The following is a 24,365-nucleotide window of genomic DNA, read 5'->3' on the forward strand; positions in this document are numbered from 1 at the left end:
CCGGCCCCGCCTGTGCGGGGGTCCGGGAACACCGACGGCGGACCACCGGCAAGGGTGCGTGGTGGTCCGCCGTCGGTGAGACAGGACGTGCCGTGGGCCTACTTGGTGGGTTTCTTGCCCGTGATGCCGAGGTGGACCAACAGTGCGAGGTTCGGGCGCAGTTCGGCCTGCTTCACACCCCAGGTGGTGAACCCCTTCTGGTGCGAGGCGACCGCGGCCAGCATGGCGACGAGGGAGCCCGCCATCGCGGCGGCGCTGATGTCCTTGTCGACCTTGCCCTTGGCCTGGAGCTCCTTCACCGAATCGGTGAGGGAGTTGGTGACCGAGTTCAGGATCTTCATCCGGATCTTGTAGAACCGCTTGTCCCCCTCGGCCGCGCCGAGGTCGATCACGCGGAGGATCGCGTCGTTGCGGCGCCAGAAATCGAGGAACCCTTCGACGAGTTCCTCCGCCGTCTGCCAGCCGGCCTTGCCGACCCAGGGGCGTCCGGCGACCAGTTCGGTCAGCCCGGCGCCCTCCTTGGCGACTTCCTCGGCGATTTCGAGGACGGCGCCCTCCACGTCGGGGAAGTACTGGTAGAAAGTCGCGGGTGAAGTCCCGGCCTTCCGGGCGACGTCGATGACTTTGACGTCCCGGTACGGCGAGGAGCTGAGCATCTCGCTGAGGCAGTCGAGCAGCTTCTGCCGCGTCGCCTGACCGCGTCGACCGGCCACGCGGCCGTCGACGGTACGTACTTGTCCTGTCATGCCGTCAGCTTACCGAGGGCCGATGGGAGCGCGATTCGGCCGACTGCAAATGGGGAACGCCGCAGGACCTGCGGGGTGTGGTGGGTGCGGGACGAATGTTTTCGGCCGCTGCGCCGGTGATGTGTACGGGTTCCTGGTCCGGTGCCGCCGGCACCTGATTCCGGCCGGACGGCCGAGCGGACACCGCGAGTGAAAGTGTTATCAACAGCCTGTGGACAACTTCGGTGGACAACTTTCGTCCACGCGGTGGCCGGGCCTCCACTATTCGGTCATATGTTCCCTATGGGTGTTTCGCTGGGTGTTCCGCGTCCGTGTTCGGCCCGCGCCGAGGCGCGCCCGGCCGGACGCGACGTTACGTTGAATGTGACGGGCGTCACTGCAACGGAAGGACCGGGCCCCATGGCCGCATTCGCGCACTCGGCGCCGTGCTGGGCGGACGTGCAGCTCTCCGACCTCGAAGCGGGCAAGCGCTTCTACGGCGGCCTCTTCGGCTGGACCTTCCGCGCCGGCGACGGCATGCCCTTCGCGGAAGCCCTGCGGGACGGGAAGCTCGTCGCCGCCCTGGCCGCCAAGAAGGACGGGCGGATGCCGACGGCCTGGGGCGTCTACTTCGCCACCGACGACATCCGGGCCACCGTCGCCGCGGTCCGCGAACACGGCGGCCAGATCATCACCGACCCCGTCCGGGCGGGGCGGGCGGCCGTCGTGGCGCAGGCCGCCGACCCCGGAGGCGCGGTCTTCGGCCTCTGGCAGCCACAGGAGCGCGAGGGGTTCGAGAGGCAGAACGTGCCCGGTTCCTACTGCTGGACCGAGGTCCACACCCGGCAGCCGGAGCGCGTGGACCCCTTCTACGAGAAGGTCTTCGGCTTCCGGGGCACCGACCTGGACGAGGCCGGCAACGACGTCACCGGCGACGCCGAGGCGCTGGTCGACTTCCGGATGTGGTCACCCGAAGGCAGTGAGCCCGGGCCGGACACCGCCCTGGGCGGCCGCAGCGTCATCACGGACGCGTTCCCCGCCGAGCTGCCCAGCTACTTCCTCACCTACTTCGCCGTCGCCGACTGCGACGCGGCGGCCGAACTCGCCGTCCGGCTCGGCGGCCGCGTCTCCGCGCCGCCCTTCGGCATCCCGTACGGGCGGATGGCCGTCCTCCAGGACGACCAGGGCGCCCTCTTCGCCGTTCTGCAGCCGAGCGAGCTGCTCCCGTAACCCTTGTGGGCGAGAATCAGCCGAAGTGGCATGAGACACCCACATCCGCCCCCGGGTTCGCCACCGGCGCCCGAGCCAGGAAGAATCAGGGTGCGCACCGCCAGGTGGTGCCCAGTGGTGAGAGGCTGCGCAGGCCGGGAATCGCACCGGGCGGTGACGGGCGGGTAATTCGCGGGCTTCGTCGCTGAGGCCCGTACGGGGAGGTGGCAGGCACGTGATGGAGCAGCTGACGCAGCACGACCCGAGACGGATCGGCCCGTTCGAGGTGCTGGGACGGCTCGGGGCCGGCGGCATGGGGCTGGTCTATCTCGCCCGGTCGGCGTCGGGCCGGCGGGTGGCGATCAAGACGGTACGGACCGAGCTCGCCGAGGACCAGCTCTTCCGGGTCCGCTTCACACGTGAGGTGGAGGCCGCCCGCGCGGTCAGCGGGTTCTACACCGCCGCCGTGGTCGACGCCGACCCCCGCGCCGCCGTGCCGTGGCTGGCCACCGCCTATGTGCCCGCGCCCTCGCTCGAGGAGATAGTGAACGAGTGCGGGCCGATGCCGACCCAGGCCGTGCGCTGGCTGGCCGCCGGGATCGCCGAGGCCCTCCAGTCCATCCACGGTGCCGGGCTCGTCCACCGCGACCTGAAGCCGTCCAACGTGCTCGTGGTGGAGGACGGCCCCCGGGTCATCGACTTCGGCATCGCGTCCGGCGTCTCCAACACCCGCCTGACCATGACGAACGTCGCCGTGGGCACCCCGGCGTACATGTCGCCCGAGCAGGCCCGGGACTCCCGCAGCGTCACCGGGGCCAGCGACATCTTCTCGCTGGGCTCCACGCTCGTCTTCGCCGCCACCGGCCACGCCCCCTTCCACGGCGCCAACCCGGTCGAGACGGTGTTCATGCTGTTGCGCGAGGGGCCCGACCTGGAGGGGCTGCCGGACGACCTGCGGCCGCTGATCGAGTCGTGCATGCAGATGGACGCCACCCGGCGGCCCAGCCCCGCCGACCTCCAGGCCCAGCTCGCCCCGCACCTCTTCGCCTCCGGCAGCGACGACAGCGGTACGGCGTCGGCCTGGCTGCCGTCCCCGGCCACCGCCATGATCGAACGCCGCCGGGGAGGCGGCCGGACCGCCCCGCCCGCGCCCGCCGCGCCCCCGCCGCGCCCTCCGCAGCCCCCACGCGCCCCGGAGCGCGCGCCGGACCGGGGTCCCGAGTGGCGCGCCGGCGGCGACCTGCGCTCACCGTCCCCACTCTCCTCGCCCGCGCCGGTGTCGGTCCCGGCCCCCTCTCCCGACGGCGGGCCGGTCCACCTGCCCGGTGCGAAGGCGCCGATCGGGCCCGGACCGCGCGCGGGGGAGGGGCGGGGGGCCGCCGCCGCGCATCCGGCCGCCGCGACGGGCTGGGTCCGCCCGCCCGCCGGGCTGAACGGCACGGCCGGTGCGTCCACGGCGCCCACCGCGCCCGTACCGGCCCCGGGGCCCGCCCCGGACGCCGCACCCGCCGCGCCGGAGCGCTGGCGGCCCTGGCGCTTCCGCATGTCCAACGACGTGTGGGGGACACCGGTCGTCTCCGGTGACCTGCTGTACGTCACCTCCTTCGAGATCCACGCCCTGGACGTCGGCAACGGGCGGCGCCAGTTCAAGACCCGGGACGTGGCCTGGGCGATGGCCGTCGAGGGCGGTCGCATCCACGCCTCGGACGGCCCCTCCCTGTACGCCCTGGACGCGGCGTCCGGCGCCGAGCAGTGGCGGCTGCGGACCGACGCCTGGGTGTACGCGCTCAAGGCCGACCGGGGCACGGTGCTGACCGCGACCCGGGGCGGCGGGGTCCAGGGGTGGGAGGCGTCCAACGGCGACAAGCTGTGGGAGATCACCGGTGCCCAGAGCGACTTCGAGACGGTGGAGGCCGCGCCGGTCATCCACGACGGCACGGTCTACGTCTGGCAGGACGCCCGGCTGCGCGCGCTCGACGCCCGTACGGGCCTGGAGCGCTGGTCGTACCCGATCGGCGACGCGGCCTCCTGCGGCGGCGTCCCGGTCCGGGTGACCCCCGCCCCCGACGGCTACGTCTACGTCGCGGCGGGCACCCGGGTGCTGGCGGTGGACACCGCGTCCGGCCGGGTGCGGTGGCACTTCGAGACCCCGGCGGTCTTCCTGTCCCCGCCCGCGTTCGCGCCGGGCCCGGCGGTGACCGGGGGCGGGGTCTACCTCGCGGACCACCTCGGCACGGTGTACGCGCTCGACGCGACGACCGGCAAGGACCGCTGGCGCATCGCCACGGAGGCCCGCGCCTCAGTGGAACCGGTCCTGGTCGCGGTGGGCAACGTCCACGTGGGCAGCGGCAGCGCGCTCTACACCCTGGACGCGGTCACCGGCACCCCGAAGTGGCGCTTCGCGGCGGGCGGCGACGTGGTGGGCTCCCCGGTGGTGGCGGACGGCCGGGTCCACTTCGGCTCGGCGGACCACGTGCTCTACACCCTGGACGCGGCCGGCGGCCAACTCCGCTGGAAGCTGGCGACGGGCGGCGAGATCACGGGCTCACCGGTGGCCCAGGCGGGCGTGGTCTACGCCTGCAGCAAGGACCGCTGCGTGTACGCGCTGGACGCCTTGAAGGGGACAGGCACGGGAAACAGGACCCGGACCTGAGCCTGTACAGCCGGTGCGGCGGGCTTCCAGCCCGTCCGGCGCTGGGGGACGGAACCCCCGACGGGGCGACCGTCACCCCCGCGGAGGCGGAGGCGGAGGCGTAGGCGGCGGAGGCCGATGCGGCGGATGCACCGGATCCCGGGGGTCCCCCGGCTCCCACTCCGCCGGCGGCACCCGTGGATACGACCGCGTACGGGGGTCGTACGGATCGGGCCCCGTATACGCATCCACCTCCGGCTCCGGCCACGGCGACGTCTGCGCGGCCATCCCCGGCTCCTGCGTCGGCGGCCACATGTCCACCTGGTCCGCGGGCGGCGCGGCGTACGGCTCCACCACCCTCCGCTCCCGCCGCGCCCGAGCCGCCCCCCGCCCCCGCCCCTTCATCAGCAGCGCCCCGATCACCGTCAGCACCCCACCCGCCAACGCGTTCGCCACCCCCACCCGCATCCCCGCCCCGTCCCCGCCCACCACCAGCGACCCCGCCGCCTGCCCCTGGCGGACCATCCACAGGATCGTGAAGCCCAGCACCACCACCCCCGCGAACGCGACCACGAGCCGCGACCGGAGCACCACGCCCGCGATCACCAGCACCGCCGCGACCAGGAACGGCAGCAGGATCGAGACCAGCACCCCCGACCCCGTACCGGTGATCCCCTCGAAGAGGTCCCGCACCCGGTAGTCACGCCCCAGCCGTCCGCCGTACCAGTCACGGAAGGGGCTCAGCACAGCCGACGCCGCCCCGGCCAGGGCGACGAGTGAGCCGAGGATGTTGCGGATCATCGTCAGCCTCCAACGGCGTACGGCGAACACCCCCCGCACGGCCGACGCTACGCCGGGACGATCACCCCCGCCACGCGGACGCCGCCGGCCGCCACCAGGATGCCCCGACCCGCGGACCATGACCGGACCGTGACAGGGCCATGACGTGCGTGTCGGCGCCGACCGGCATGCTGGACACCGGCAACGCGACGCTCCCCGCCGCGCCCCTCACCGCCGCTCCCCGCCCCGCCCCTCACCGCACCCTCGGCGCCCCGCCCCCGCCCCGCCGCCCCTCCCACGGCCGCGACCACCGGCTTCCACAGGTCGTTCGCCTTGGGCCCGATCCGCAGGAGGGGGTCGTCGAGGGCGTACGGGGACGGGGGCTGCGGGACCCGCACGCCCCGGTCGATCCCGGTGCAGAAGGCGCGGGTACCGGTCCCGGTGAGGACGACGGCCCGCACGGCGGCGTCGTACCGCAACTCTCGCCACACGGAGGGAAGCGCGGCAGCCGTCTCCAGATCGATCGCGTTGAGCTTCTCCGGCCGGTCCAGGGCGACCAGCGCGACCCCGCGCGTGACGTCCCGCTCGATGCGTAGGGCCATGGGTCACCGCTCCAGCGTCCAGCGGACGAGTGTGACGCCGGGCGCGTCACCCTTCCCGCCACCGCCACCGCCTCCGCCACCGCCATCGCCACCGGGCCCGCCCGGGCAGAACACCGCCCGCACCGGCGCCCCGATCCGCAGCCGCGCCGGGTCCACCGAGTTCAGCGGCGCGCCGGGGGAGGCGACGACGTTCCCGGCCAGCCGGATGCGCGGGGCCTCCACCAGCTCGACCAGCACCGCGTTGTACGGCGCCTGTTCGGCGTAGGCGGGGAGCAGCGGCGGGTGCGGGATGACGTACGACCAGAGCCGGCCGCGCCCGCTCATCGCCCGCCACGCGCTGTCGAAGGAGCCGCAGTGCGGGCAGCAGGGCCGGGGCGGGAAGCGCAGTTCGCCGCAGGCGGAGGCGGCACAGGCCTGGACGCGCAGTTCGCCCCGGGCGGCGTACTCCCAGAAGGGCGCCCCGTCCTCGTCGACGACGGGCAGCAGCGGGCAATCGTTCACACCCATCTCCTCAACTCCTCATCTCCTCAGTTCCGCAACAGGACAGCCGACGTCGGTACGCCCTCACCGGCCGTGACCAGGCAGGTGGCGGCGTCCGGCACCTGGGCGGTGGAGGTGCCGCGCAGCTGCTTGACGCCCTCGGTGATGAGGTTGAATCCGTGCACGTACGCCTCGCTCAGCCCGCCGCCCCCGGTGTTGACGGGCAGCCGCCAGCCGCTCTCCAGCGCCCCGCCCACGGTGAACGCCCCGCCCTCGCCGCGCCCGCAGAAGCCGTACCCCTCCAAGGAGAGCGGGACGAGGGGGGTGAACGCGTCGTAGATCTGGGCGACATCGACGTCGTCCGGTCCGAAGGCGGCCTGCTTCCACAGCTGCCGGGCGGCCGTCCAGGCCGGCCCGGTGAGCGGGTCGTCGTTCCAGTAGTTGACCATCCCGTGGTGCTGGGCGGGCAGCCCCTGGGCGACGGAGTGCAGGTAGACCGGTTTCCGCCGGCAGTCGCGGGCGCGCTCGGCCGAAACGATCACGCAGGCCAGCGCCCCGTCCGTCTCCAGGCAGTTGTCGAAGAGGCAGAGGGGTTCGCTGATCCAGCGGGAGGTCATGTACATCTCGCGGGTCAGCGGGGGGTCGTACATGATCGCGGCCGGGTTCTGGTTGGCCCGGTTGCGGCAGGCGAGGGCCACGTTGAAGAGGTGGTCGCGGGTGGCGCCGTACTCGTGCATGTAGCGGCGGGCCAGCATCCCGATCTCGTCGGCGGGCCGCAGGAGCCCGTAGGGCCGGGTCCACTGGGCGGGCGTGGGGAGCTGGACGGCGGTGTTCTTCCACGGGCGGGGCCCGGACCCGCGTTTCCGTGACCGCCAGGCGACACCGACGCTCGCCTGGCCGGTGGCGACGGCGGCGGCGAGGTGGGCGAGGGTGGCGCAGGAGCCGCCGCCGCCGTACCCCGCCTTGCTGAAGAAGGTGACGTCCCCGGCGCCGATCGCCTTGGCGACCTCCACCTCGTCGGTCTCCTCCATCGTGTACGAGGCGAAGCCGTCGACCTCCGACGGCGCGATCCCCGCCTCGTCGAGGGCGGCCAGGATGGCCCGGCAGGCGAGGGTGTTCTCGGACTCCGGGAGCCGTTTCGCGAACGCCGTCTGTCCGATCCCGGCTATCGCTGTCGCGTCCTTCAACGTCGCCATCCGCCGACCTCCCGCACCGTCGCCCCTGCTGACAGCGGCAGAGGCTACCGTTAATCTGACGGATAGTCAGCTTCCATGCTCGGTATGAGACGTTCGGAGCACGGTGTTCCGCCGGGGTCAGGGACAGGAAGGGCACGCGATGCGAGGCGACGAGGAGTGGGGCAGCATCCCGGGGCTGGTACGGGAGGCGGCGCGGCGGTACGGACCGGTGGAGGCGGTGGTCGAGGGCCGCACCCGCCTGACGTACGCCGGACTCGGCGACCGGGTGGAGCGCGCCGCCGCCGCGTGCGTCGCCGCCGGGGTGGCGCCGGGCGACCGGGTCGCGATCTGGGCCCCGAACACGCTGGACTGGATCGTCTCCGCGCTCGGGGCGGTGAGCGCCGGCGCGGTGCTGGTGCCGTTGAACACCCGCTTCAAGGGCACGGAGGCGGCGCGCATCCTGCGGCGCAGCCGGGCCAGGCTGCTCTTCGTCACCGGCACGTTCCTGGGGACCTCGTACGTGGCGTCCCTGCGCCGGGCGGAGGTGAAGCTGCCGGACCTGGAGCGGGTGGTGGTGCTGGCGGAGACCGCGCCGGAGGACTACACGAGCTGGCCGGAGTTCCTGGCGGCGGGCGAGGGCGTACCGGCCTCCGTCGTACGGGAACGGGCCGATGCCGTCGCCCCCTCCGACCCCTCCGACATCATCTACACCTCGGGTACCACGGGCGCCCCCAAGGGCGCGGTCATCACGCACGCGCAGACGCTGCGCGCGTACGAGATCTGGAGCGATCTGGCGGGCCTGCGCGAAGGCGACCGCTATCTGATCGTGAACCCGTTCTTCCACACCTTCGGCTACAAGGCCGGGATCATCGCCTGCCTGATGCGGGGGGCCACGATGGTCCCGCAGCCGGTGTTCGGCGTGGACACCGTGCTGGCGAACATCGCCGCGGAAGGCATCTCGGTCCTGCCCGGCCCGCCCACCCTCCACCAGTCCCTCCTGGACCACCCGGCCCGTGACGCCCACGACCTGTCCGCCCTGCGCCTGGTGGTCACGGGCGCGGCGGTGGTCCCCCTCCGGCTGGTGGAGCGCCTGCGCACCGAACTCCACATCGCCACGGTCCTCACGGCGTACGGCCTCTCCGAGGCCGGCGGCATCGTCACGATGTGCCGCCGGGGCGATGCGGCGGAGACCGTGGCCACCACGTCCGGCCGCGCGATCCCCGGCACCGAGGTCCGCGTCGTCGGTGACCCCGGGGTGCCCGGGGAGATCCAGGTCCGGGGCTTCAACGTGATGAGCGGCTACTTCGAGGACCCGGAGACCACGGCCGGCGCGTTCACCCCGGACGGCTGGCTCCGCACCGATGACGTGGGCGTCCTGGACGAGGCGGGCAACCTGCGGATCACGGACCGGATCAAGGACATGTTCATCGTGGGCGGCTTCAACGCCTACCCGGCCGAGATCGAACGGCTCCTCGGCCTCCACCCGGACATCGCCGACGTGGCGGTCGTCGGCGTCCCGGACCCGCGCCTCGGCGAGGTCGGCAAGGCGTACGCGGTCCGCCGCCGGGGGGCCACGCTCACGGCGGACGACCTGATCGCCTGGTCCCGCCGCGAGATGGCGAACTTCAAGGTCCCGAGGGCGGTGGAGTTCGTCCCGGAGCTGCCGCGCAACGCGAGCGGCAAGGTGGTGAAGGGGGAGCGGCGGGGGCGGGGATAGGCATGCCGGTCCGGCTTCACCGGACGAGGTGACCGGTCCGTTTCTGCCGCGCCCGTCCGGGCATGCCCGAGGGGCCCGAGCCCATCCCCAGGCCCGGGCCCCCCGGTGTACGGCAGCCGCGACGGCTCCCCCTCCACGCCGCCGCGGCTGCTCCCCCGTACCCCCCGTGTCCCCCTGTTTCCCCCTCCCCCCGTGTCCCCCGTCGTGCAGGTCTACTTCTTCGGCTTGAACGGCTCGGACGTGGCGTGCTGGTCCTGCGTCGTGAGCGGTTCGCCGGTGGCGTGCTGGTCCTGCGTGGTCGGATCGCCGGTGGCGTGCTGGTCGGCGGGCTTGAAGACCGGGTCCTTCTTCGTGGCATCGGCCATGGTGGTCAACTCCTTCTCTCGTGCGTCAGCAGTGGGTTGACGAGACCCGTCCGGCTGTTCCCCCGTGGACGGCCGGACGGGTCCCTCAGGGCCGCTCACCTCAGTGGTGCGGCCGATGTCGTCCCCGTCTGCCCCCCGACGCGACGGATCGACAGCGCTGAGCATGCCGGGGGGCGATAAACGAACGATGAACGTGCCCGTTTCTCAGGGTGCCGTGGTCGTCAGCAGCGACCGGACCTGGGCCGCTTCCGTCGATCCGAGCGCGTCGTAGATGGCCAGTGCCTCGGTCCAGCAGACCTGGGCGCGGCCGGTCTGGCCTATGCCGGCCAGCGCGCGGCCCAGTACGGTCAGGACGTTCCCCCGCCGCCAGTCACCGCCGATGCCCCGCAGTACGGTCAGGGCGAGTTCGGCGTACTGGGCGGCCTGCGCGGGCCGGCCCGACGCGATCTCCACCTCGGCCAGCCGGAACAGGGTCATCCCCTCCCACAGCCGCTGGCGGCTGTCGCGGAATATCTCCAGCGCCTCGGTCAGCTTTCCGGTGGCCGCCGCGAACTCCCCGTTCTGGGTCAGCGCCATGCCCAGGGCGTAGCGGCCGTTCGCCCCGCGCAAGGCGTGGCCGAGGGAGTCGTAGATGTCGATGCCGGACCGGGCGAGGGTGATGGCGCCGGCGGTGCGTCCGGTGGCGAGGTGGATGCGGGAGAGGTTGCACAGGGCGCTCGCCTCCCCCGGGAGGTTCCCGTCGCTGCGGAACGCGTCGATCGCCTGGCTCAGGAAGGCCTCTCCGTCCTCGTGGCGATTGTGGTAGAGCGCGATGATGCCGCGGGCGTTGGCCGCCCAGCTGCCCGCCAGCAGGTCCTGAGCGACGTCGGCGAGCCGCATCGCCTCCTCGGCCTCCCGGTCCGCGTGGTCGAACCGGCCCGCCAGCTGGTGGACGTTGGCCAGCGACATGATGGCGCGGCTCTCCGCCCGGGGGTCGCCGCACTCCCGGGCGGCCTCGCGCACCGTCACGGCCGCCGCCTCGTACTGCTTGGCGTTGGCCCCGGACTCGCCCAGGTCCAGGGCGGCGTACAGCAGGTCCACCGCCCGGCGCAGGGTGGCCGGACGAGCCACCTGGCGTACGCAGGCGAGCAGGTTGGTCGCCTCCGTGTACAGCCAGTCCAGCGCCGCCTGCCGGTCGCCGAACGTGAGCCCCGGGTGGTCCGTCGGCTCCAGGTGGTCCACCAGCCGGTCGGCGGGCCGCTCCAGCGCGTACACCCCCGCCGCCGTCGCCAGGTAGAAGTCCAGCAGCCGGGACAGCGCCAGCTCCCGCTCCACCGGCGGCTGTTCGTCGCGTTCCGCGCAGGCACGCGCGTAGAGGCGTACCAGGTCGTGGTAGCGGTAGCGGCCCGGCGCGGCCGACTCCAGGAGGGAGGTGTCGACCAGGGCCTCCAGCAGGTCCTCCGCCGTGTGCGGCTCCAGGTTCAGCAGGGCCGCCGCGGCCGCCAGCGAGATGTCCGGGCCGTCCGCGAGGCCCAGCAGGCGGAAGGCGCGGGCCTGGGCCGGTTCCAGCTGGCCGTAGCCGAGTTCGAAGGTGGCCTTGACCGCGAGGTCGCCCGCCTGGAGCTCGTCCAGGCGGCGGCGCTCGTCGGCCAGCTTGGCGGCGAGGACCGAGACCGTCCAGGTGCGGCGGGCCGCCAGCCGGGAGGCGGCGATGCGGATGGCGAGGGGGAGGAAACCGCAGGCGGCCACCACATCGAGGGCCGCCTCCCGCTCCGCGCCGACCCGCTCCGAGCCGACGATCCGGGTGAAGAACTGGAGCGCCTCGTCCGGCGACATCACGTCCAGGTCCACCAGATGCGCCCCGGCCAGGTCGACCATCCGCACCCGGCTCGTCACCAGGGCCGCGCATCCCGGCGTACCGGGCAGCAGCGGGCGGATCTGGGCCGCGTCGTGGGCGTTGTCCAGCAGGACCAGGACGCGGCGGCCGTCCAGCGTCGAGCGGTAGAGCGCGGCCCGCTCGTCCAGGGTGTCCGGAATCGCCGAGTCCGCGGTACCGAGGGCGCGCAGGAACGAGCCGAGGACCGTCTCCGGCTCCGCCGCCCGGGCGCCCGCGCCCTGGAGGTCGACGTAGAGCTGGCCGTCGGGGAAGTGCGGGCGGGCCTGGTGCGCGACATGGACGGCCAGCGTCGTCTTGCCGACGCCACCGATCCCGGCCAGCGCGGACACCGCCATCACCGACCCTTCGGCGGTGGCCAGTTGGGCGCCCAGGTCCCGGACGAAGGGGGCCCGCCCGGTGAAGTCGGGCACGGTCGCCGGAAGCTGCGCGGGCTTCAGCGGAGCCGGAGCCGGAGCCGGCGCCGGTTCGTCCGCCGGCCGGGCCAGCTCCTCGTCGGCCCGCAGGATGCGCTGCTGGAGCTGGGCCAGTTCGGGGCGCGGGTCGACCCCCAGCTCCTCGGCCAGGAGCCGCCGGGTGTCCGCGTACACGGCCAGCGCCTCCGCCTGCCGGCCGCTGCGGTAGAGCGCCACCATCAGCAGCTCGCGCAGCCGCTCGCGCAGCGGGTGCGCGGCGGTGAGCGCGGTGAGTCCGGAGACGGCCTCCGCGTGGCTGCCGACCTCCAGGTCCAGATCGAGCCGGGCCTCGGTGAGCTGGAGGCGCCACTCCTCCAGCCGGGTGCGCTGGTTCTCCGCGTACGGCCCCGGCACCGAGGCCAGCGCCTCGCCGTCCCACAGCCCCAGCACCTTGTTGATCAGCGTGCGCGCCTGGCAGCGGTCCCCGCCGGCGCGCGCCTTCTCCGCCTCGGCGGCCAGGTCCTGCGCCAGGGTGAGGTCGAGCGCCCCGCGGCCGATCCGGATCGCGTACCCGCCGGACTCGCTCACCAGGGTGTCCTGGCCCAGGATCTTGCGCAGCCGGGAGGCGTACGTACGGATCGTGGCCAGCGCCTGCGAGGGCGGGTCCTCGCCCCAGAACGCGTCGATCAGCTCGCCCGCCGTGGCCGTCCGGCCCTCGCGCAGCAGCAGGGCGGCGAGCAGCGCCCGCTGCTGGGGGGAGCCGGTGGGAAGCGCCTCCGCTTCCCGCCACGCCCGTACGGGACCCAGGACGGTGAACCTGAGGGAGTCGGCGGCCCCCGGTTCCTCCGGGGCGCGCTGCTCCGGTACGCGCACGCGTGGCCCGTGGTCGCGGTCCATTGATGCCCCCTGTCCTGCTCGCCTGCCGGTCCTGCTCGTTAGCGGGTCCTGCCGGTGCTGCCGGTCCTGCCGGTCCTGCTCGTCGGTGGGTCCTGCCGGTGGTGCCCGGCTCCGCATGCCTGCCCGCTGCCCGCCCGGGTCCGCGCGTTGTCCGTCGTGTGTCGACCTGCGGTGTGCATCCGGATGGACCGGTACCGCTGGTATCGCGCTCAACAGTCTGCCTTGTCGCGGGCGGCCCCGTCAGCAGCGGGTGACGCTCTGCACAAGCCCTCGACAACGATTGGGAAACCGTGCCCCGAGCCGGTACCCGCACGTTAGCTGACGCCTCGTCAGATCGGCGCTACCGTGGAGGGTATGGAGACCTTCCCGAAGATCATCTCGGTGGACGACCACACGCTGGAGCCCGCTCATGTCTGGCGGGACCGGCTCCCGTCCAGATACGCGGAATCCGGCCCGCGCATCGTCCTCGCACCGCTGAAGAAAATGACCTTCATGGGCGGAAAGTTCGCACCCGTGATGGGGGCACCGGGCGACGACGGCCCGGTCGGGGACTGGTGGGTCTACGAGGACCTGCCCCGGCCGCTCACCCGCCTGGACACGGCCGTCGGCTACGACAGGGACGAGATCAAGCTGGAGGTCCTCACCTACGAGCAGATGCGGCCGGGGTCGTTCTCGGTCCCCGACCGGCTCGCCACATGGACGTCAACCACGTCCAGTCCGCCCTCTGCTTCCCCACCTTCCCGCGCTTCTGCGGCCAGACGTTCACCGAAGCGAAGGACCGCGAGCTCGGGCTGCTCGGGGTGCGCGCGTACAACGACTGGATGGTGGAGGAGTGGTGCGGCCCCGAGGCGCACGGCCGCCTCATCCCGCTCACCCTCGTCCCGCTCTGGGACGCGGAGCTCGCCGCCGCCGAGGTCCGGCGCAACGCGGCCCGGGGCGTGCGCGCGGTCGCGTTCTCCGAGATACCTCCTCATCTCGGGCTTCCGTCCCTACATACGGACGACTGGGATCCCCTTCTCGCGGCCTGCGACGAGACCGGCACCGTCATCGCCATGCACATCGGCTCCTCCTCGAAGATGCCGTCCACCTCCGCCGACGCCCCGCCCGCCGTCGGCTCCACCATCACCTTCGCCAACTGCTGCTTCTCGATGGTCGACTGGCTGATGAGCGGCAAGTTCGAGCGCTTCCCGGGCCTGAGGATCATGTACGCGGAGGGCCAGATCGGCTGGATCCCGTACATCCTGGAACGCGCCGACGTCGTCTGGGAGGAGAGAACCGCGCCTGGGGCTGCGTCGCCGACAAGGTCCACCGCCCGCCGTCCGAGCTGTTCGCGGACCACGTCTACGGCTGCTTCTTCGACGACGCCTTCGGGCTGCGGAACCTGGACGCGATCGGCGTCGGCAACGTCCTGTACGAGACGGACTACCCGCACTCCGACTCCACCTGGCCCAAGTCCCGCGAGGTCGGCGAGGACCAGATGGGCCACCTCCCCCCGGACGTCGTGGACCGGATCGTCCGGGGCAACGCGATCGACCTGCTGGGGCTGACGGAGGACGGGCTCTGGGCGGGGGCGTAGGGGAGCGGGCGCACGCGTTCGGGGAGGGGGCGGGGGCGTGCAGGGGTGTACGGGGAGGGGGCAGGGGCGTGCAGGGGTGTACGGGGAGGGGGCCGCCGCCCCCTCCCCGTACACCGGTCGTCAGACCTTCACCACCGGCTCCTGGAGCTCCGTCACCCACTGGCTCCGGTCCGCCGGGCACTCCAGGTCGACCTCGCGGGTGTACCCCGTGGAGCGGTAGCCGTTGGCGTCCAGCCAGCGGGCCAGGGTTTGCACGGTCGGCATCACGTCGTCCATCGCGCCCCGGTGCACGATCGTCGCCGCCTCGAACGCGGGCAGCTCCACCACGCTCACCCCGGTGTCACCGACCGGCCCCACCGGGGCCGACACCGTCACGCCCGCGTGCACCACGATCGCGCCGCCGCCCTCGGGGGCGTCCTCGTACCGGGCGATCCCGGGACCGGTGGGCCGGACGCCGGTGCCCTCCAGGAGCGGGAAGAGCTCCTCGTACAGCGGACCGATCACCGGCCCGATGTGCTGCGGCTCGTAGCTCGCGGCCGTCCCGGTCAGCTCGGCCACCCGGACCGCGGCAACGGCCTTGATCACAACGTCGTCGGCAGGCATGTGCCCCTCGCTCTCGATCGACCGGAGCCTCGCCTCGACCTGGGCCAGCCGTGCCGTCGCCGCTGCCGCCGCCTCCGCCAGCTCCGCCCGGCGCAGCCGCAGCATCCCGCGCAGCTCCTCCGGACCCACCCGCTCGTCCAGGACGTCCCGCACCTGCTGGAGCGTGAAGCCGAGGTCCTTGAGCGCGATGATCCGGTTGAGCCGGGCGAGCTGGGCGGCGCCGTAGAAGCGGTAGCCGGTGGCGGGGTCGGTGCGGTCGGGGCGCAGCAGCCCGATGGCGTCGTAGTGACGCAGCATGCGGGCCGACACCCGACCGTACCGGGCGAAGTCTCCGATGGTGAACATGATGGCTCCCACTGCACGGCTTCACACGGTGTGAAGGTCAAGCGCCGCCGGACGCGGACCGTATACAGGCAGGAGCCCCGTTCCTCCGCCGAGACGGGGGAGCGGGGCTCCTTGGGTACTGCTCTGTGCGGCCGCGATCGACCGACCCGGGCAACTAGGCCGGGGTGACGTTCTCAGCCTGCGGACCCTTGGGCCCCTGAGTGACGTCGAAGTTCACGACCTGGTTCTCCTCCAGGGAGCGGAACCCGGACGCATTGATCGCGGAGTAGTGAACGAAGACATCCGGGCCGCCGCCGTCCTGGGCGATGAAGCCGAAGCCCTTTTCAGCGTTGAACCACTTGACGGTTCCGGTAGCCATAAGCCCTCCTTGGGCCAAAGGGTTGCCCTGCTCCAGAACCTGCAAACAAGTCTGAAAACTACAAAAGCCTGCGGGTTACATGCTCCGCAGGCTCTGTACTGCAAGGGAAACCAAACTGCAACTTGCGGGCGAGCCTAGCACGCGGTCTCCGGAGAGCGGTAGAGGGAAAGATCACTTCACCCGAACGTTTGACTGCCCTGCCGGGGGAGCATCACGGGCGCCCCGGTGGTGCCCGCGGCCGGGGGCGGGTCTAGCCTCACGATGTGGACAATTCAACCGTCTCAGCCAGTGAAGGCGACGACCGTCGCAGCCGGCCCCGCGTCGGCCACATCCAGTTCCTGAACTGCCTCCCGCTCTACTGGGGCCTGGCGCGTACGGGGACCCTGCTCGACCTGGAGCTCTCGAAGGACACCCCGGAGCGGCTCAGCGAGCAGCTGATCAGGGGTGACCTGGACATCGGCCCGGTCACCCTCGTGGAGTACCTGCGCAACGCCGACGACCTGGTGGCCTTTCCCGACATCGCGGTCGGCTGCGACGGCCCCGTGATGTCCTGCGTGATCGTCTCCCAGCTCCCGCTGGAGCAGCTCGACCGGGCGCGCGTCGCGCTCGGGTCCACCTCGCGCACCTCCGTACGCCTGGCCCAGCTGCTGCTCACCGAGCGCTACGGGGTCCGGCCCGACTACTACACCTGCCCGCCCGACCTCGGGCTGATGATGCGGGAGGCGGACGCGGCCGTACTGATCGGCGACGCCGCCCTGCGCGCCAACCTGCACGACGCCCCCCGCCTCGGGCTCCAGGTCCACGACCTGGGGCAGCTGTGGAAGGAGTGGACGGGGCTGCCGTTCGTCTTCGCCGTCTGGGCGGCCCGCAAGGACTTCCTGGCCGCCCACCCCGAGACGGCGGTCAAGGTGCACGAGGCGTTCCTCGCCTCCCGGGACCTCTCCCTGGAGGAGGTCACCAAGGTCGCGGAGCAGGCGGCCCGCTGGGAGGCCTTCGACGCGGAGGTGCTGGAGCGGTACTTCACGACCCTGGACTTCCGCTTCGGCCCGGACCAGCTGGCCGGCGTCCGCGAGTTCGCCCGCCGGACCGGATCGGGCACCGGATACCCGGCGGATGTGCACGTGGAACTCCTCGGCGGCTGAGCGGGGAATGGAGGCCGTTCCCGTTCCCGCTCCCTTTACCGTTCCCGTTCCCGTTCCTGTTCCTGTTCCTGTTCCTGTTCCCGTTCCCGTTCAGGGAATGGGGAGCCGGCGGAACAGCGCATTTACGCCTTTCCCCGTGGCGAAAACGCCCCCTCCTGCCCTGAGAAGGGGGAATGGTCCGGCCGTTTCCCGGTGACCGCGCCGGTGGCGCCCCCTAGGCTTCGGTCCGAGTCCGGACCGATCGCAGGGTTCACCGCCCACGAGGCGCGCACCGTCCACAGGGGTTCACAGGGGGAGGCCATATGCAGCCGCTGGAAGCGGGCGAACCGCACACCATCGGCGCCTACCGGCTGCTCGGCAGGCTCGGCGCGGGCGGCATGGGCCGGGTCTATCTGGGGCGCAGCGCCGGCGGGCGCACGGTCGCGGTCAAGGTCGTCCACCCGCACTTCGCGCTCGACGAGCAGTTCCGCGCCCGGTTCCGGCGCGAGGTGGAGTCCGCGCGGCGCATCGGCGCGCAGTGGACCGCCCCGGTCCTGGACGCCGACCCGGACGCCCCGGTGCCGTGGGTCGCCACCGGGTACGTCGCCGGGCCGCCGCTCTCCCAGGCGATCACCGAGCACGGCCCGCTGCCCGAGCACGCGGTACGCGCTCTGGGCGCCGGGCTCGCCGAGGCCCTCCACGCCGTCCATGGACAGGGCATCGTCCACCGCGATGTGAAGCCCTCCAACGTGCTGCTCGCCCTGGACGGCCCCCGCCTGATCGACTTCGGCATCGCCCGGGCCCTCGGCGCGACCGTCTCCCTCACCTCCACCGGCGTCTCCGTCGGCTCGCCCGGCTACATGGCGCCCGAGCAGATCCGCGGCCGGGACATCTCGGGGGCGGCGGACGTCTTCTCGCTGGGCGCGGTCCTCGCGTACGCGGCGACCGGCGCGGCCCCCTTCTCCGGTGACTCCTCCGCCGTACTCCTGTACAAGGTGGTGCACGAGGAGCCCGAACTGGGCGACCTGGAGGGAGAACTGCGCGAGGTGGTCGCCGGGTGCCTGGCCAAGGACCCGGACGCGCGGCCCGCCCCGGCCGACCTCGCCCGCACCCTCGCTCCGGGCGGGGCGGCGGCGATGGTCGCGGCGGGGTGGCTGCCGGGCCGGCTGGTGGGCGAGGTCAGCCGGTCGGCGGTGGCGCTGCTGGACCTGGAACCGCAGGACGCTCCGGCGGGGTCGGGCCCGGTGCCGTTCAGCAGCGCGTCGCTGGGGGAGGGGTTCGGCGGGTGGCCGGGCACCGAAGCGCACGACGGGCCCGGCCGCGACGCGCGTACGGCTCCGGTCCCGCCGCCGGCCCTGACTCCCCTAACGGCCCCGACGTCTCCCCGGGTGCCGAGGCCGGCCTCATCGGGGTCTTCGGCCCGCCCCTGGGCCACGTACCGGACGACTCTCCCGGCACCCCGCCCCCGCCGGGCACACCCCCGGGCGGCGGGCTCCCCGGTCAGCGGGCGGGCGACCCCCGGTTCTCCGTCACCGTCAGCGCGGACGCGCGGACGGGCGCGAGCGCCGGGGCGCGCCGGAACCGCCGGGTGAGCTGCACCGTCGCGCTGGCCGTGGCGGGCGCGTTCGCGGTCGTCGCCCTCGGCGCGGGCCTGCTCGACGGCTTCCTGCCGGGCGGCGACACCGACCGGCTCAAGGACAACGACACCGCGGCCACCCCGCCGTCCGCCACCGCCACCGCCACCGCGTCCCAGGAGCCGGGCCCCTCCGCGTCAGAGGACCCCTCCGACGCGGGCGAGCCCTCGGTGGGCGAGCTGCCGAAGGCGTTCGTCGGCAGCTGGGAGGGCCCGCTCACCGAGAGGACGAGCGGGCAGCCGCACGGCACCCTCACCGCGGTCTTCACCGACGGGAGGAAGGGCACCCAGGTCGTCAGGATGTCCACCACCGTCTCCCAGCTGGGCGTCACCGTCACCTGCAACAGCGTCGGCACCCTCACCTCCGGCACCCCGAAGGAGCTCCAGGTCCGCGAGCGCACCGACCCGGACCGCCCCGGCACCCCGGGCCTGTGCACCACCACCGAGGCCGACCTGCTCTTCCGCCTCGCCGACGACGGAACCCTCGGCTACCGCTCCCAGGAGCGCGGCGCGGGCCTCCCGTACGGGAACCTCACCCGGTCCGGCGGCTGACGGCGCAAGGGGCTGGCGTACGCTGGATCGGTCCGAGGATCCGTAGAAAAACCGCCGAAAGGTGACAGCCCGGTGACCGAGAAGGCCGATCTCCAGCCCGTCCTCGACCGAGCCGCCGAGGGCGGTCGGATCACCCCGCAGGAGGCGCTCGACCTCTACCGCTCGGCGCCGCTGCACGCGCTGGGGGCAGCAGCCGACACCGTGCGCCGACGCCGGTACGCCGGTACGGAACACATCGCGACGTACATCATCGAGCGCAACATCAACTACACCAACGTGTGTGTGACGGCCTGCAAGTTCTGCGCCTTCTACGCGCCCCCCAAGGACAAGGCCAAGGGCTGGACCCGGGACATCGAGGACATCCTGCGCCGCTGCGCGGAGACCGTCGAGCTCGGCGGCACCCAGATCATGTTCCAGGGCGGCCACCACCCGGACTTCGGCGTCGAGTACTACGAGGAGCACTTCTCCGCGATCAGGCAGGCGTTCCCGCAACTGGTCATCCACTCGCTGGGCGCCTCCGAGATCGAGCACATGGCCCGGATCTCCAAGGTCTCCGCCGAGGAGGCCATCAGCCGTATCCACGCCGCCGGCCTCGACTCCTTCGCCGGCGCGGGTGCCGAGCTGCTGCCCGCCCGGCCGCGCAACGCCATCGCCCCGCTCAAGGAGTCCGGCGAGCGGTGGCTGGAGATCATGGAGATCGCCCACGGCCTCGGCGTCGAGTCCACCTCCACCATGCTGATGGGCACCGGCGAGACCAACGCCGAGCGCATCGAGCACCTGCGGATGATCCGGGACGTCCAGGACCGTACGGGCGGCTTCCGCGCCTTCATCCCGTACACCTACCAGCCGGAGAACAACAAGCTGAAGGGCCGCACGCAGGCCACGATCTTCGAGTACCTGCGGATGATCTCCATCGCCCGCCTCTTCCTCGACAACGTGGCCCACATCCAGGGCTCCTGGCTGACCACCGGCAAGGAGGCCGGCCAGCTGTCGTTGCACTACGGGGCCGACGACCTCGGCTCGATCATGCTGGAGGAGAACGTCGTCTCCTCGGCCGGCGCCAAGCACCGGTCCAACCGGCTGGAGATCATCGACCTGATCCGCAAGGCGGACCGGGTCCCGGCCCAGCGCGCCACCACCTACGAACACCTCGTCGTGCACGACGACCCGGCGAACGACCCGGTCGACGAGCGCGTGGTCTCGCACATCTCCTCCACGGCGATCGAGGGCGGCACGGCCCACCCGGAGCTGAAGCTCCTCAACGCCAACTGACGCCCCCGTGCTGACGATTCACGCCGCGCCGCTGGTTCTTCCGGTCGGCGCGGACGCTGTCCTGGCGGGCGCGGTGGCCGTGGACGGCGACCGGATCGCCGCCATCGGGCCGTACGAGGAGGTCGTCGCCGCGCACCCGGCCGCCCGGGTCCGCCGCTGGCCCGGCCTCCTCACGCCCGGACTCCGCCAGGACCGGGCCCGCGAGCTGCTCACCCGCTGCTACCACCCGGATCCGCGGGAGGCGGACGAGCTGGGTGAACTGCCGCTGTGGGGCGAGGAGTTCGAGCGCGTCGCGGCGACGATGGACCCGGCCCGGCGGGCGGGCAGCGTACGGCGGGGGCTTCAGCGGATGCTGCGGCACGGGACCACGCATGTGGTGGGCCCCTTCGGGGCGGACGACCCCGGGCTGCGGACCGCCGTCGCCCGGTCGGGGCTGGTCCAGATCCAGGCCCCCGGCCCCGCCGGTCCGCCGGACCTGGACCCCTTCGCGGCGGGCGGCGACCTGGCCGCCACCGTGCACGGGCCGCTGAGGGTGGGCGGCCGTGCGGACCTCGCCGTCTTCGACGTGCCCGACGAGGCGGCCCTGCGCGCGGGCGGGGCGGGGCTCTGCGTGGCGACGGTGCTCGCCGGGCGGCTCGTGCACCGGGCCCGCTGAGGCCGGCTTTCCGGCGGGAGGGCTTTACGGCACCGAAGGCCCGCCCGGGTAGCGCCCCTTGGCGCCGTACGGCCATGCGTCGGCGACGCACCCCTTCAGCCCGCCAATCCGCTGCGTCAGCGCGGGCGCGGGGCGCGGGGCGCCGGGCCCCGGGCAGGCCTCGTGGCCGCGCCCCAGCCAGTGGCCGGCCTCGTGGTTGATGATCAGGGCCCGGTACGGTCCGAGGGACCGGCGGGCGGGACGGAACGTCTCACTCCGCGGTACGAATCTGGTGCCTCGCGGAGGGCCTGTGCTAGAATAACTGCCGTGACAGTCGATCGTTTTCTGGTGGAGTGCCTCCACATCGATCTCTGCCGTGTGTCCAGCGCTTCCTGTTGTTGAGGCCCTGCCGCGGCATCCTCGGTGATGCCCCGACCCCGCCGCGCTGACGTCTTCGTGCCGCCCGTGTGCGTGCTGGACACCTGATCCCTCTCGGGCCGGACGTCATCGCCTCCGGCCTCTGCTTCCTCTCTCCTCCTCCCTCCTTCTTCTTCCTCGCCTCCCGGCGGTTGTCCGCTCCCGGCTTGTCGCCAAGCCCGGTGGTCCGCCCTGCCCCTGTCCCCGGAGCCCTCCATGACCACGCCCACTTCCGTGCGGAAACGGGCCCCCGACGCCCCTGCCACCGCGCCCGCGGGCCGCCGGCCGGGGCGCGGTGCGCGGCTGCGCCGCGTCGGGCTCCGCCTCGTCGCCCTCGCCACCCTCCTCGCCCTCTGGCAGCTGGTGATCGTGCTCCAGCTCTGGTCGCCGGTGCTGGTCCCCTCGCCCGCCGCCGTGTGGCGGGCGCTGCTGGAGACCTCCGGCACGCACGACGGGGTGCGCGGCTACCAGGGCCACACCCTGATCGAGCACCTCGGCATCAGCCTGCGCCGCATCGCCATCGGTGCCGGTGCGGGCGTCGTCGCGGGGCTCGTCATCGGTGTCCTGATGGGGACGCTGCCGTGGGTGCGGGTGGTGCTGGAGCCCGCCGTGGCGTTCCTGCGCACCCTGCCGCCGCTGGCCTACTTCAGCCTGCTGATCATCTGGTTCGGCATCGACGAGGCGCCCAAGCTCTGGCTGCTCGCCATCGCCGCGATGCCGCCGGTCGCCGTGGCCACCGCATCCGCCGTCGCCTCCGCGCCGAGCGCGCTGGTCGAGGCGGCCCGGGCGATCGGGGCCAGACGCGGGCAGGTCGTGACGTCGGTCGTGCTGCCGTCCGCGCTGCCCGAGATCCTGGTCGGCGTCCGCCTCGCCTTCGGTATCGCGTACTCCTCGGTGGTCGCCGCCGAGACGGTCAACGGGCTGCCGGGCATCGGCGGCCTGATCCGGGACGCCCAGCGCTACAACCAGTCGGACACCGTCGTCCTCGGCCTCTTCGCCATCGGCGTCTCCGGCCTGCTCATCGACGCCGGGCTGCGGGTGCTGTCGGACCGGCTCGCCCCGTGGCGACGCCATGCGTAAGCCCACCCGCTCTCCCTTTCCCCTCATCCCCTCCCGTACGAAGGACACGCACATGGCCGGAACACGCGGTTGGCTCCGCCTCTCCTCGATCGCCGCCGCACTCGGGGCCCTGCTGGTGGTGACGGCCTGCGGTCAGGGCGGTTCCGGCGACGGGGGCGGGGACGGCGGCAAGACGATACGCATCGCCTACCAGGCCTTTCCCAGCGGGGACCTGATCGTCAAGGAGAAGGGCTGGCTGGAGAAGGCGCTCCCCGGTTACCAGATCAAGTGGACCAAGTTCGACTCGGGCGCCAGCATCAACACCGCCTTCGTGGCCGGTTCGGTGGACCTCGCGGCCATCGGCTCCAGCCCGGTCGCCCGGGGTCTCTCCGAGCCGCTGAACATCCCGTACCAGGTCACCTGGGTGCTGGATGTGGCCGGGGACAACGAGGCGCTGGTCGCCCGTGACGGCTCCAAGGTCTCCTCCGTCAAGGACCTGGAGGGCAAGAAGGTGGCGACACCGTTCAGTTCCACCTCGCACTACAGCCTGCTCGCGGCGCTGGACCAGGCCGGGGTGGACGCCTCGAAGGTCCAGCTCCTGGATCTGGAGCCGCAGGACATCCTGGCCGCCTGGACGCGCGGCGACATCGACGCCACGTACGTCTGGCTGCCCACCCTGGAGGAGCTCAAGAAGACCGGCAAGGTCCTCGTCTCCAGCCGCGAGCTCGCCGCGGCGGGCAAGCCCACCCTCGACCTCGGAGTCGCCTCCACCAGCTTCCTCAAGGCGCACCCCGACGTGCTGCCCGCCTGGCGCGAGGCGCAGGCCCAGGCGCTCGACCTGATCCACGCCGACCCCGACGCGGCCTCCGCCGCCGTCGGCAAGCAGCTCGGCATCAGCCCGGCCGAGGCCGGCGCCCAGATCGAGCAGGGCATCTTCCTCAAGCCGGCCGAACAGGCCGACGCCAAGTGGCTCGGGACCCCCGGCAAGGTCGGCGGTCTCGCGGACAACCTGCACAGCGCGGCGCGGTTCCTCGTCGACCAGAAGCAGATCGACTCCGCGCCCGACCTCGGCAAGCTGCGGAAGTCCATCTACGTGGAAGGGCTCACCGATGCCGTCTCTCCCTGACACGGACACCCGGAAGGCTTCCCTCCCCGAGCAGCGCGAGGGCGGTCCCGTCGTCTCCGTACGCGAGGTCGAGCACACCTACGGGGGCAGCCGGGGCGCGGAGCCGGTGACCGCCCTGGGGCCCATCTCGCTGGAGATCCCCGCAGGTGAGTTCCTGGTCCTCGTCGGCCCCTCCGGTTGCGGCAAGAGCACCCTGCTCCGCCTCATCGCGGGCTTCGAGCGGGCCTCGTCGGGCGAGGTCGAGGTGTTCGGCGAGCACCCCGAGCCCGGCGACCAGGCGGGCATCGTCTTCCAGCAGCCCCGCCTCTTCCCGTGGCGCACGGTCGGCGACAACGTCGGCCTGGCGCTGAGGTACGCGGGTGTGCCCCGGGCCGAACGGGGAGAGCGGACCGCCGAGTTGCTGGAGCGCGTCGGCCTCGCGGACACCGCCGGCCGCCGCATCTGGCAGATCTCGGGCGGCCAGCAGCAGCGGGTGGCCATCGCCCGCGCCCTGGCGGGCGGCAAGCGGCTGCTGCTGCTCGACGAACCGTTCGCCGCGCTCGACGCGCTGACCCGGGAGCGGCTCCAGGAGGACCTGCGCACGGTGAGCGCCGAGACCGGCACCACGTCGGTCTTCGTCACCCACAGCGTGGACGAGGCGGTCTTCCTCGGCACCCGCACGGTCGTGCTCAGTGCGCGGCCGGGCCGGATCTCCCTGGACATCCCGATCGGCCTGCCGCGCACCGGCACCGGCCCCGACGAACTGCGCGGGCTGCCGGAGTACGCCGCGCTGCGCGCCGAGATCGGTACGGCGGTACGCGACGCGGCCCGCTGATCCCC

Annotated in this window: 19 protein-coding genes and 3 pseudogenes; 12 read left to right on the forward strand and 10 right to left on the reverse strand. The window is 72.9% G+C overall.

All coding sequences use genetic code 11. The features are described from left to right. Nucleotides 1–98 precede the first annotated feature (98 nt). The gene (locus ACIQAK_RS13850) at nt 99–746 is read right to left on the reverse strand and encodes a TetR family transcriptional regulator (protein ID WP_026241229.1); all 648 of its coding nucleotides are present in this window, start codon (nt 744–746) and stop codon (nt 99–101) included. A 399-nt stretch (nt 747–1,145) separates the two neighbouring features. Between ACIQAK_RS13850 and ACIQAK_RS13855 the strand changes: the two genes are divergently transcribed. Beyond that, a complete protein-coding gene (locus ACIQAK_RS13855) occupies nt 1,146–1,955 on the forward strand; it encodes a VOC family protein (RefSeq protein WP_366390521.1) in 810 nt (269 codons plus the stop codon). 217 nt (nt 1,956–2,172) lie between these two features. Continuing rightward, a complete protein-coding gene (locus tag ACIQAK_RS13860) occupies nt 2,173–4,587 on the forward strand; it encodes a PQQ-binding-like beta-propeller repeat protein (protein ID WP_366390522.1) in 2,415 nt (804 codons plus the stop codon). A 72-nt stretch (nt 4,588–4,659) separates the two neighbouring features. Here the strand turns inward: ACIQAK_RS13860 and ACIQAK_RS13865 are convergent, their stop codons facing one another. The 4 genes and pseudogenes from ACIQAK_RS13865 to ACIQAK_RS13880 all read right to left on the reverse strand — a co-directional run bounded on the left by ACIQAK_RS13865 (nt 4,660) and on the right by ACIQAK_RS13880 (nt 7,624). Further along, on the reverse strand, nt 4,660–5,367 hold the full coding sequence (locus ACIQAK_RS13865; RefSeq protein ID WP_366390523.1) for a hypothetical protein: 708 nt from the start codon (nt 5,365–5,367) through the stop codon (nt 4,660–4,662). 254 nt (nt 5,368–5,621) lie between these two features. After that, nucleotides 5,622–5,948: pseudogene (locus ACIQAK_RS13870) on the reverse strand (enoyl-CoA hydratase/isomerase family protein); the annotation flags it as partial. 3 nt (nt 5,949–5,951) lie between these two features. Beyond that, nucleotides 5,952–6,455 carry an OB-fold domain-containing protein gene (locus ACIQAK_RS13875; RefSeq protein ID WP_366390524.1) on the reverse strand — a complete coding sequence of 168 codons (504 nt, stop codon included), beginning with the start codon at nt 6,453–6,455 and terminating at the stop codon, nt 5,952–5,954. A 20-nt stretch (nt 6,456–6,475) separates the two neighbouring features. After that, the gene (locus ACIQAK_RS13880) at nt 6,476–7,624 is read right to left on the reverse strand and encodes a lipid-transfer protein (RefSeq protein ID WP_366390525.1); all 1,149 of its coding nucleotides are present in this window, start codon (nt 7,622–7,624) and stop codon (nt 6,476–6,478) included. Between the two features lie 139 nt (nt 7,625–7,763). Here ACIQAK_RS13880 and ACIQAK_RS13885 point away from each other — a divergent pair, with 139 nt between their 5' ends. Beyond that, nucleotides 7,764–9,320 (forward strand): FadD3 family acyl-CoA ligase, encoded by a 1,557-nt coding sequence (locus ACIQAK_RS13885; RefSeq protein WP_366390526.1) that lies wholly within the window; start codon nt 7,764–7,766, stop codon nt 9,318–9,320. 212 nt (nt 9,321–9,532) lie between these two features. Here the strand turns inward: ACIQAK_RS13885 and ACIQAK_RS13890 are convergent, their stop codons facing one another. Beyond that, on the reverse strand, nt 9,533–9,685 hold the full coding sequence (locus ACIQAK_RS13890) for a hypothetical protein (protein WP_366390527.1): 153 nt from the start codon (nt 9,683–9,685) through the stop codon (nt 9,533–9,535). 204 nt (nt 9,686–9,889) lie between these two features. Next, nucleotides 9,890–12,850: a BTAD domain-containing putative transcriptional regulator gene (locus ACIQAK_RS13895; RefSeq protein ID WP_366390528.1), complete on the reverse strand. Its 2,961-nt coding sequence runs from the start codon at nt 12,848–12,850 to the stop codon at nt 9,890–9,892. Nucleotides 12,851–13,204: 354 nt separating this feature from the next. Between ACIQAK_RS13895 and ACIQAK_RS13900 the strand changes: the two are divergent. Next, a pseudogene (locus ACIQAK_RS13900) lies at nt 13,205–14,426 on the forward strand (amidohydrolase family protein). 120 nt (nt 14,427–14,546) lie between these two features. On the opposite strand, the gene ACIQAK_RS13905 reads toward ACIQAK_RS13900, so the two are convergent. After that, a complete protein-coding gene (locus ACIQAK_RS13905; RefSeq protein WP_366390529.1) occupies nt 14,547–15,374 on the reverse strand; it encodes a MerR family transcriptional regulator in 828 nt (275 codons plus the stop codon). 154 nt (nt 15,375–15,528) lie between these two features. Next, a complete protein-coding gene (locus ACIQAK_RS13910; protein WP_003967102.1) occupies nt 15,529–15,732 on the reverse strand; it encodes a cold-shock protein in 204 nt (67 codons plus the stop codon). A 263-nt stretch (nt 15,733–15,995) separates the two neighbouring features. Between ACIQAK_RS13910 and ACIQAK_RS13915 the strand changes: the two genes are divergently transcribed. From ACIQAK_RS13915 to ACIQAK_RS13935, 5 genes are all read left to right on the forward strand, one after another. After that, nucleotides 15,996–16,874, forward strand: a complete 879-nt coding sequence (locus ACIQAK_RS13915) for a menaquinone biosynthesis protein (protein WP_366390530.1) — start codon at nt 15,996–15,998, stop codon at nt 16,872–16,874. 302 nt (nt 16,875–17,176) lie between these two features. Continuing rightward, nucleotides 17,177–18,445: a protein kinase domain-containing protein gene (locus tag ACIQAK_RS13920; RefSeq protein ID WP_366390531.1), complete on the forward strand. Its 1,269-nt coding sequence runs from the start codon at nt 17,177–17,179 to the stop codon at nt 18,443–18,445. Next, nucleotides 18,442–19,038: a hypothetical protein gene (locus ACIQAK_RS13925; RefSeq protein ID WP_366390532.1), complete on the forward strand. Its 597-nt coding sequence runs from the start codon at nt 18,442–18,444 to the stop codon at nt 19,036–19,038. The genes ACIQAK_RS13920 and ACIQAK_RS13925 overlap by 4 nt, the downstream gene beginning before the upstream one ends. Nucleotides 19,039–19,110: 72 nt before the next feature. After that, nucleotides 19,111–20,310 (forward strand): cyclic dehypoxanthinyl futalosine synthase, encoded by a 1,200-nt coding sequence (mqnC, locus tag ACIQAK_RS13930; RefSeq protein WP_366390533.1) that lies wholly within the window; start codon nt 19,111–19,113, stop codon nt 20,308–20,310. Nucleotides 20,311–20,317: 7 nt separating this feature from the next. Then, nucleotides 20,318–20,965, forward strand: a complete 648-nt coding sequence (locus ACIQAK_RS13935) for an imidazolonepropionase-like domain-containing protein (protein WP_366390534.1) — start codon at nt 20,318–20,320, stop codon at nt 20,963–20,965. A 24-nt stretch (nt 20,966–20,989) separates the two neighbouring features. On the opposite strand, the pseudogene ACIQAK_RS13940 reads toward ACIQAK_RS13935, so the two are convergent. Further along, nucleotides 20,990–21,181 (reverse strand): annotated as a pseudogene (locus ACIQAK_RS13940) (hypothetical protein); the annotation flags it as partial. A 396-nt stretch (nt 21,182–21,577) separates the two neighbouring features. On the opposite strand from ACIQAK_RS13940, the gene ACIQAK_RS13945 reads away from it, so the two are divergent. The 3 genes from ACIQAK_RS13945 to ACIQAK_RS13955 are packed head-to-tail and all read left to right on the forward strand — an operon-like array spanning nt 21,578 to nt 24,360. Continuing rightward, a complete protein-coding gene (locus ACIQAK_RS13945) occupies nt 21,578–22,441 on the forward strand; it encodes an ABC transporter permease (protein WP_366390535.1) in 864 nt (287 codons plus the stop codon). Between the two features lie 52 nt (nt 22,442–22,493). Beyond that, entirely contained in the window at nt 22,494–23,546 is a 1,053-nt protein-coding gene (locus ACIQAK_RS13950) for an ABC transporter substrate-binding protein (RefSeq protein WP_366390536.1), read from the forward strand. Further along, complete coding sequence (locus tag ACIQAK_RS13955; protein ID WP_366390537.1) at nt 23,530–24,360, forward strand: ABC transporter ATP-binding protein; 831 nt, start codon at nt 23,530–23,532, stop codon at nt 24,358–24,360. Before ACIQAK_RS13950 ends, ACIQAK_RS13955 begins: the two co-directional genes overlap by 17 nt. The last annotated feature ends 5 nt before the right edge of the window (nt 24,361–24,365 follow it).

Source organism: Streptomyces sp. NPDC088706, assembly GCF_044752765.1.
Classification (GTDB): domain Bacteria; phylum Actinomycetota; class Actinomycetes; order Streptomycetales; family Streptomycetaceae; genus Streptomyces.